Here is an 862-nt window from a genome sequence, read left to right on the forward strand (position 1 = left end):
GGCGGGAGTCCTCTTTTGCAGCAGTCCACCGCATCGACTGACACCGTGAGAGCAAACGGATCATGGCGGCGCTTTGCATTCTCCGCATCATATTCAGCGGCGCGTATCGAGCGCCCGACACTGAGCTTTTCATCTCCCTCCGCGTCGGTCGAGAGGTTGCTGCCACAGCTGTTCGTGCGAACTCCCGATGGTGTGCTCACCTCATATGACAGCCGGCCGTTCTCCGGTGTCAGCGAGGTTTCAAGGACAGTTTCTTGGAATTTGCACACCTTCGGGATGATCCGCGCCCGATCAACGGCGGCAGGTTCGAACGATGCGGGAGGGCTCAACTGGGACATCGGGATAAATCACGCCGTTGTCCTCGACGATCGCATTCGGCTGACAGGTGACAGCCCGATCGTAGACGTCATCAGCAATCCTTTGAACCTGTCGGCCGCCACCCCGTCTCGTCACCGCATCGTCCTGCAAGGAACGGTAAGTGGCCGGCAATTCGGCGCGAACGCCGTAGGAACTTGGAAGAGTGGGTACAGAGGCGGTCAAGGCGGAGACGGTAACCGAGCGTCCCGCATCTCCGCGCTGGCGCTGTTCAACGCGGATTTTTTCTATGACTTCGGGCGCAGCGATGAGGCTTCGAACCCCAGTCGCTTTCGCCTGAAAGTCTCTGTCGACAATCTATTCAACGCACGGCCCCGCTTCGAAGGTATCGGGGGTACCGGCAGCAGGGCCTACGGCATCCTAAGCGACCCTTTGGGGCAAGTAATCGCCCTCTCGATGCGCAAGGTCTTCTAGTGGACTGATTCCAACGTTTGGTGCCCGCGTCTGACTGCGGCGATGATCTCATTCGGATTGGCGCGCCAGACGA

General features: G+C 59.4%; 1 protein-coding gene. It reads left to right on the forward strand.

What is annotated here, in order from left to right; translation table 11 throughout:
- Nucleotides 1-789, forward strand: a 789-nt coding sequence (locus AC07U4_RS24830; protein ID WP_495197606.1) for a hypothetical protein, incomplete at its 5' end; no start/stop codon positions are given.
- Between the last annotated feature and the right edge of the window lie 73 nt (nt 790-862).

The organism is Sphingomonas sp. GW821-FHT02B09, from assembly GCF_059421875.1.